Annotated in this window: 10 protein-coding genes and 2 pseudogenes; 7 read left to right on the top strand and 5 right to left on the bottom strand. The window is 58.6% G+C overall.

The window, feature by feature from the left end:
* Positions 1-279 precede the first annotated feature (279 nt).
* The 3 genes and pseudogenes from NKJ20_RS33735 to NKJ20_RS33725 all read left to right on the top strand — a co-directional run bounded on the left by NKJ20_RS33735 (position 280) and on the right by NKJ20_RS33725 (position 1,230).
* Positions 280-363, top strand: a complete 84-nt coding sequence (locus NKJ20_RS33735; protein ID WP_352745833.1) for a DUF982 domain-containing protein — start codon at positions 280-282, stop codon at positions 361-363.
* A gap of 33 nt (positions 364-396) precedes the next feature.
* Positions 397-606, top strand: a pseudogene (locus NKJ20_RS33730) (biotin/lipoyl-containing protein); the annotation flags it as partial.
* 168 nt (positions 607-774) lie between these two features.
* Positions 775-1,230, top strand: a complete 456-nt coding sequence (locus tag NKJ20_RS33725; RefSeq protein ID WP_352745747.1) for a Ros/MucR family transcriptional regulator — start codon at positions 775-777, stop codon at positions 1,228-1,230.
* A gap of 236 nt (positions 1,231-1,466) precedes the next feature.
* On the opposite strand, the gene NKJ20_RS33720 is transcribed toward NKJ20_RS33725, so the two are convergent.
* From NKJ20_RS33720 to NKJ20_RS33710, 3 genes are all read right to left on the bottom strand, one after another.
* Positions 1,467-1,721, bottom strand: coding sequence for a DUF982 domain-containing protein (locus NKJ20_RS33720; RefSeq protein ID WP_352473196.1), 255 nt, complete (start codon positions 1,719-1,721; stop codon positions 1,467-1,469).
* Positions 1,722-2,001: 280 nt separating this feature from the next.
* Positions 2,002-2,151, bottom strand: a complete 150-nt coding sequence (locus NKJ20_RS33715; protein WP_352745754.1) for a hypothetical protein — start codon at positions 2,149-2,151, stop codon at positions 2,002-2,004.
* Positions 2,152-2,930: 779 nt separating this feature from the next.
* Positions 2,931-3,242 carry a hypothetical protein gene (locus NKJ20_RS33710; RefSeq protein ID WP_352749905.1) on the bottom strand — a complete coding sequence of 104 codons (312 nt, stop codon included), beginning with the start codon at positions 3,240-3,242 and terminating at the stop codon, positions 2,931-2,933.
* Between the two features lie 144 nt (positions 3,243-3,386).
* Here NKJ20_RS33710 and NKJ20_RS33705 point away from each other — a divergent pair, with 144 nt between their 5' ends.
* From NKJ20_RS33705 to NKJ20_RS33690, 4 genes are all read left to right on the top strand, one after another.
* Positions 3,387-3,872, top strand: a complete 486-nt coding sequence (locus NKJ20_RS33705) for an ATP-dependent DNA ligase (RefSeq protein ID WP_352749903.1) — start codon at positions 3,387-3,389, stop codon at positions 3,870-3,872.
* Entirely contained in the window at positions 3,811-4,029 is a 219-nt protein-coding gene (locus NKJ20_RS33700; RefSeq protein ID WP_352745845.1) for a hypothetical protein, read from the top strand. Before NKJ20_RS33705 ends, NKJ20_RS33700 begins: the two co-directional genes overlap by 62 nt.
* A gap of 184 nt (positions 4,030-4,213) precedes the next feature.
* Complete coding sequence (locus tag NKJ20_RS33695) at positions 4,214-4,468, top strand: DUF982 domain-containing protein (RefSeq protein ID WP_352745758.1); 255 nt, start codon at positions 4,214-4,216, stop codon at positions 4,466-4,468.
* Positions 4,469-4,586: 118 nt separating this feature from the next.
* Entirely contained in the window at positions 4,587-4,712 is a 126-nt protein-coding gene (locus NKJ20_RS33690; RefSeq protein ID WP_502894994.1) for a hypothetical protein, read from the top strand.
* A 26-nt stretch (positions 4,713-4,738) separates the two neighbouring features.
* On the opposite strand, the gene NKJ20_RS33685 is transcribed toward NKJ20_RS33690, so the two are convergent.
* Both NKJ20_RS33685 and adh read right to left on the bottom strand, forming a co-directional pair.
* The gene (locus tag NKJ20_RS33685; protein ID WP_352745761.1) at positions 4,739-5,083 is read right to left on the bottom strand and encodes a DUF779 domain-containing protein; all 345 of its coding nucleotides are present in this window, start codon (positions 5,081-5,083) and stop codon (positions 4,739-4,741) included.
* Positions 5,084-5,153: 70 nt separating this feature from the next.
* Positions 5,154-5,668: pseudogene (gene adh / locus NKJ20_RS33680) on the bottom strand (aldehyde dehydrogenase); the annotation flags it as partial.

The following is a 5,668-nucleotide window of genomic DNA, read 5'->3' as shown; positions in this document are numbered from 1 at the left end:
CGACCTCAACGCAAGCAACAGATAGGGTGGGAAACTGTTCGCGATGTCCTCGCACACCTGTTCGCGATGTCTCCGGTCCAAACACTGCCAAGGAGGAGGGGTGTTACGCTCCTCTGGTTAGGTCTCCTGTGTCCCATCTCTGAATTTTTCAGCGATCGCCCCTGAATAATCTCAGCCTCTATACCCATGGATTGGTTAAGCGGCTCCGAGAGGTATCGACAGGCGCTTTTTCGCGGTGAAGGTAGAGTCGAACGCGTAAACGCCGCCTGACCTGATGCGTTGCTCGGCGGCGATAAGGCCCCGGAGATTGCCCGCGTGGCATTTCTCAGCGCCGCCAAGGAAGCGAAAATCTTGAACGCCTGACATCTCGCGAACACACGTTGTCATCCTGGGCTGTGTTCGCGTGTCGGCGCGCCGATGTCTGGCGTCGTCTCGGCGCTCTCGGTCGCTGCCGTCCAGGCGGTGAAGGCCGGCGATCTGCTGTTTTCGATCGAAGCGATGAGATGGAACGGCGCTGCATGCCGAGCGTGACAGCACCATGCCCGAAGTCCAGATCAAGGCCGGCGACCAGATAATGCCAACGATCTGCTGATCGCATTTGGGTGAATGAGGGTGCTACACCTGAAGGGAAATTGGCCGCATACACGCATGTCGCAGGGGATGACCAGCAAAGTCGGCCTTGGAGTAATCTAGCGTCAAATAATCGTTGTTTGCAATTGCGCAGGCCGAATTTTCCAAATAGGAACGCCGGAGATCAACACGGGAACGATTTTGATGGATGAAGCAATTGGGCAGCGAAGGGCTGATTTGCTAGGGATGACAGCAGATATCGTCGCAGCCTATGTCCAGAGCAACGCAACGCCCGTGGCGGATCTGCCGAATTTGATCGCCAGTGTCAATTCTGCGTTGTCTGGCCTAGCTGAGCCGGTCGCTGCACCATCGCCAATACTTACGCCCGCGGTAAATCCTAAGAAGTCGATCTTTCCCGAATACATTATAAGCCTTGAGAACGGGCGCAAGTTCAAGTCGATGAAGCGCCACCTGGGCTTGCTTGGCATGACACCTGATGAGTACAGAGCCAAGTGGGGTTTGGCGTGGGACTATCCTATGGTAGCGCCCAGCTATGCGGCTCAGCGGTCTGCGCTTGCCAAAGCTGCCGGTCTCGGCCGCAAGGCGGTTGACAAAACGCCGCCCAAAAAAGCACCAGCAAAGCGCAAGGCCAAAGCCTGACAGTGCACGACGTTCGGGCCATGCCGTCAGGTCTAGATGGTCTAGGTGGCCTGGCTGGGAATGAGCTGCCTGGCTTCGCGGTTCAGTAAGCGCGGCTCACGCCACAACACAAGCTTCAGCACGGCTTGCGTCTTCACGTCCTCGTATCCTGACGGGGCAGGAGAGGTCGATTAAAGCCGCTGAATCCAGCAGCGCTCCGTGCTTCAAGGGCATGCCCATACGGGTGCTGGGTAAGCCTAAATTTCTTCCGCGAGCAATATCCTGGCCTCCTTGGCAGCAGCGATGAACGCCTGGCGAGCTATCCTTGGTGGTTTTTCTCCACGGATTACGGCAAGGCATGCTTCGATTGCGGCGAGCCGCGACTTGCCCGCCGGCCTCGGCCAATCCCTCAGCAGAACTTCGGCCGCGTCCGATACGGACGCAACAACTCTGTCGCGATCGATCCGGCCGGGTTGAACGACGACGGGCTTTCTGAAACGTCTCGTACGCACGACAGCCTCCAAGAACAAGCTATGTTAGCTTCTGCAGATCCTTTGCGCCACATCAAACGTCGGCACTAGCAGAAGGCATGCGTGGAGCCGCCAGTTCTCGTATTTATGATCCGGCCATATCGCCTGCACCTGCCTACCGTTCGGGGCCAGCCCGCGCGCTCCGCAGAATTCGCGGATCAGCGCAAAGCTCTGTCCGGTACATAGGTCGTCGGGCAGCGCGATCTGGTAAGGCCATTCCGGGTCGATCCTGGCCGGTGTGGGGCCTAGGCTGCGCATCGCATCACTTCGCGGTCGGTTTCTCTGTCGCCTTCTCCAGCGCCTCAATGGCGTCCAGCACGGCTTTGCGCTTGGGCTCGATTGGCTCGTCTGGATGGAAGCCGGCAAGTGCGAGCGTCGTGAAGGCGACCGTCACACGGGAACGAGCAGGCATGTGAGGCAAACGGCCGGGCTACGGGAACAGCGGCTGAGGACTGGGACTGCTCGGCAAGAGCGGAATGGTGAGGGTGCAAAACGACCGCCACACCGCCAGCCGCAATCGGTGACGCTTATCTTGCTGGCAGTTAGGGCCTCGTTGCTGGACGGCCTTCAATCCCTTCGCGGCGGCTAGTCAAAGCGACGCGATCATTGGTGGTCGCTTTGATTAGCTCCCCGGGGCTGCTCCGGGGACAAGGCCGAATGGCTGCAGCCCGACCTGTCGGTCGGGTGAAATTTTGCTGCTCAATTTCGGCGACGAGACCTGACTGCCTTCAGCAGTTCGCGCTCGTCAGTGTGAGCATTTCGAAAAGTCGCCACTACCGTTTCCGCCAGGATTTCGCCCTGTTGGCTTAAAGGGTCGAGGTCTTCGTCTGCGCAAATTCGATCGAAAACGCGCTGGCAAATAGCCAAATCATGAGGACTAAGGCAGGTGCGATTGGTACGCAGGCGCTGCGGCATGTGCGACCCCTCAGGCCCGCTGCCCGTACAGAGCAGCGGGCCGCTACAGCCAGGCCGGAGGAGGAGAGTTCAGTCTCGCAAAAACGTTTGATGTATAGTGCTTGTTCCCGGCTAACGAAGTTGGTAATTTTCGTACAGTGCGCCACCTGAGCAAGGCAGCTTCCTCGATTGGCAGCACGCCGGCCGGGCAGGTGTCCTCGATGCCATGCGCACCAGAGCAAGGGCGGCCAGCCCTTGCGGATTATCCTCAGCAATTCATGCTTTGATCTGCATTCGCTAATCCGCCGCATCTCTAAGCGACATCTTTTTGCGGCGAACAGGCGTCCAGTCGGTGATCGTATCGGCATCCACGGTGATTAGCCCGCCAGCTTTCACCGTCACCTTTCGATTTTCCTCGTCGACCCGCGTGACCTCGCCGGTGAGCTGTAGCTCGTCACCTGGTTTGGACCTTTTAGGAGCAGGGACTGAATGCGGAAAACCATACGAGGGGATGCTGACACTAGCTCTTCCGTCGTCCAGCAGCTTCAGCACCGTCACGGTGATCGCCACCTCATCGCCGATATTGATGTCCGCAATTTCCCAAGCCATGCCCATGATTCTGGAGCGGCTTTGACGATAGTCAAGGGATTGCTAATATGCGGAAAATGCCAACGCCGCCAGCGTGCACCTTGTTTCGGAACCGATTCGAACCAGCGATATTGAATCAAATGGTAGTGTCTGGAGTGCGGGCGCATGCTCACCGAGCCTGGCGTTGGCCGGCTGTCATTTATTGAGTTCCAAATGCCCACCCTGGTCGAGAAGCCGCCCAAGGGCCCAGGGTGGTTTCACGACATCAAATATGATGGGTATCGCACGCAGTTGATCATCCAACGGGGTAAGGTGCAGGCCTTCACGCGAAACGGCTTCGACTGGACCGACAGATACAGCCCAATCGTCCGGGCTGCGGCTGAATTGACGCAAAGCGGGCAATCATCGACGGCGAAGCAACAGTGCTTGGCACCACGGGGCGTCCGGACCTCTTCGCGCGCCCAATTATCCGATCACCCGGACGAATTTTTCAACCAAACATTCCTGACTGTTGCGGCCAGCACCGTACAATTGTACGATTCGGAGGTAGGAGTAGAGTCCACTTCGGCGTGTCCCTGGGGAGGGCTGGATGAGCGTCGCGCGAAGGGTCGGTCCACTTCTAGAGCAAGCAATCACCGTACTCCTCAATAGGGTGGACCGTCGCGACACGGTCTCGATAAAAGCGGCGCTGCGCGAAGCGCGGGAGGCTGCGCCTTATTTGGTGGCCTCCGATGAAGAACTGACCGAGGCGATCGTCGAGGCAGCAACTGCCATGGGCCTCTGCGTGGCTTTCGACTGTGGCGAGTAGCTGTCAGCCAACTTCAGTCACTGTGGCATCGCAACAAAGCGCGCCGTCCTGCGCCATTTTCAATAGTTAGAGGTAATCCGCAATTACCTTCGCAACCTGCTAAATCTGCCTGTAGAACGGGAACTGCCGGCTGAGCAAAGGTCTTTCCTGGAGGAACTTGATAGGGCCGACAAAGAGTGACTGTATGGCACTCCATTGGTTCAACCCTCCGGTCCCCGTCAAGACCGAGCGTCCCGGGATCATCCGCAACGTCAACAACGCCGAGGCAGCCGGCGAGGAGCTGATGAAGTGGACCAAACGTGGCCCTTGCTGGGACCTCGCGGTGCGCGTTTGCATGGCCGTGATATTCGACGAGATGGAACCTGAGGAGGCTCGTAAGGCATTCCTGGCTGCTGCAAAAGAGGAGGGGACATTAGTCCCCCCAATGGCAACCAGCTAACTTGAACTGCGCTAAAGGTTCTCTGACCAACACCGCCTTCGCGAAAGGAGCTCGCCGCCCGTGAGAAAGGCGACGGACCCCCACAGCGGCTGCACATCCAAGAAGAACCGATCGCTGGTTGCTTGAACTTGATGGTGACCGCTTCGTCGTGCCTGCGGAAAGCCGGCCCTTTGTCAGGAGCATCGCGACAAAGTTCGACAAATATTTCGAAACCGGCAAGGCCAGGCATTCGGTAGCGGTCTGACCATCGGCGGCAGTCGGATGGGAAGGCTACCTCCCGATCTGAACAGCGCAGATCTTCGACCGAGTCAGGAATCGCTTCTCCCGTCCGTTATCGAGGGAGAACATGCCGCCGCGGCCAGGCACTACGTCGATGATGAGATCGGTATGCTTCCAGACCTCGAATTGCGAAGCCCCGATATAGAAGGGCGCGTCGCCGATGTGGCCGAGCAACACATCCTGATCGCCGACGATGAAGCCAGCAAGCGGATAGCACATCGGCGAAGACCCGTCGCAGCAGCCGCCGGATTGGTGGAACAGCACTGGTCCGTGCTCGGCAACAATTTCCGCGATCAGTTCAAGGGCTTCCGGCGTCGCCGTGACTTTTGCATGCATAGTCTAATCCGGTTTCCAGTCATTATGGGCGCGGCCCCTCGCGGGCCGCGCCTGTGAGACAAAGAGGTGATCAGAAGAAGCCGAGCTTCTTCGGGCTATAGCTGACCAGCATGTTCTTGGTCTGCTGATAGTGGTCGAGCATCATCTTGTGTGTCTCGCGGCCGATGCCAGACTGCTTGTAGCCGCCGAAGGCCGCATGCGCGGGATAGGCGTGGTAGCAGTTGGTCCAGACGCGGCCGGCCTGGATCGCACGGCCGAAGCGATAGGCACGGTTGCCATCGCGGGTCCAGACCCCGGCCCCGAGGCCGTAAAGCGTGTCGTTGGCAATGCTGAGCGCTTCGTCATCGTCCTTGAAGGTCGTGACAGAAACCACCGGCCCGAAGATCTCCTCCTGGAAGATGCGCATTTTGTTGTGTCCCTTGAACACGGTCGGCTTGACGTAATAGCCGCCCGCCAGATCACCAGGCAGAACATTGCGGGCGCCACCGGTCAGCACCTCCGCGCCTTCCTGGCGGCCGATGTCGATATAGGACAGGATCTTCTCCAACTGCTCGGACGAGGCCTGGGCGCCAATCATCGTCGCCG

This window comes from Mesorhizobium sp. M0185 (assembly GCF_040322175.1).
Lineage (GTDB): Bacteria > Pseudomonadota > Alphaproteobacteria > Rhizobiales > Rhizobiaceae > Mesorhizobium.
Note: the sequence above shows the minus strand (reverse complement) of the source record. Positions and strands in the feature narration are given on the sequence as shown.

Excerpts from the sequence above, each read along its gene's own strand:
- NKJ20_RS33710 (WP_352749905.1), bottom strand. The coding sequence starts at position 3,242 with ATGGCTTGGGAAATTGCGGACATCAATATCGGCGATGAGGTGGCGATC.
- NKJ20_RS33715 (WP_352745754.1), bottom strand. The coding sequence starts at position 2,151 with ATGCCTGCTCGTTCCCGTGTGACGGTCGCCTTCACGACGCTCGCACTT.
- NKJ20_RS33695 (WP_352745758.1), top strand. The coding sequence starts at position 4,214 with ATGGCACTCCATTGGTTCAACCCTCCGGTCCCCGTCAAGACCGAGCGT.
- NKJ20_RS33700 (WP_352745845.1), top strand. The coding sequence starts at position 3,811 with ATGAGCGTCGCGCGAAGGGTCGGTCCACTTCTAGAGCAAGCAATCACC.
- NKJ20_RS33705 (WP_352749903.1), top strand. The coding sequence starts at position 3,387 with ATGCTCACCGAGCCTGGCGTTGGCCGGCTGTCATTTATTGAGTTCCAA.
- NKJ20_RS33685 (WP_352745761.1), bottom strand. The coding sequence starts at position 5,083 with ATGCATGCAAAAGTCACGGCGACGCCGGAAGCCCTTGAACTGATCGCG.
- NKJ20_RS33725 (WP_352745747.1), top strand. The coding sequence starts at position 775 with ATGGATGAAGCAATTGGGCAGCGAAGGGCTGATTTGCTAGGGATGACA.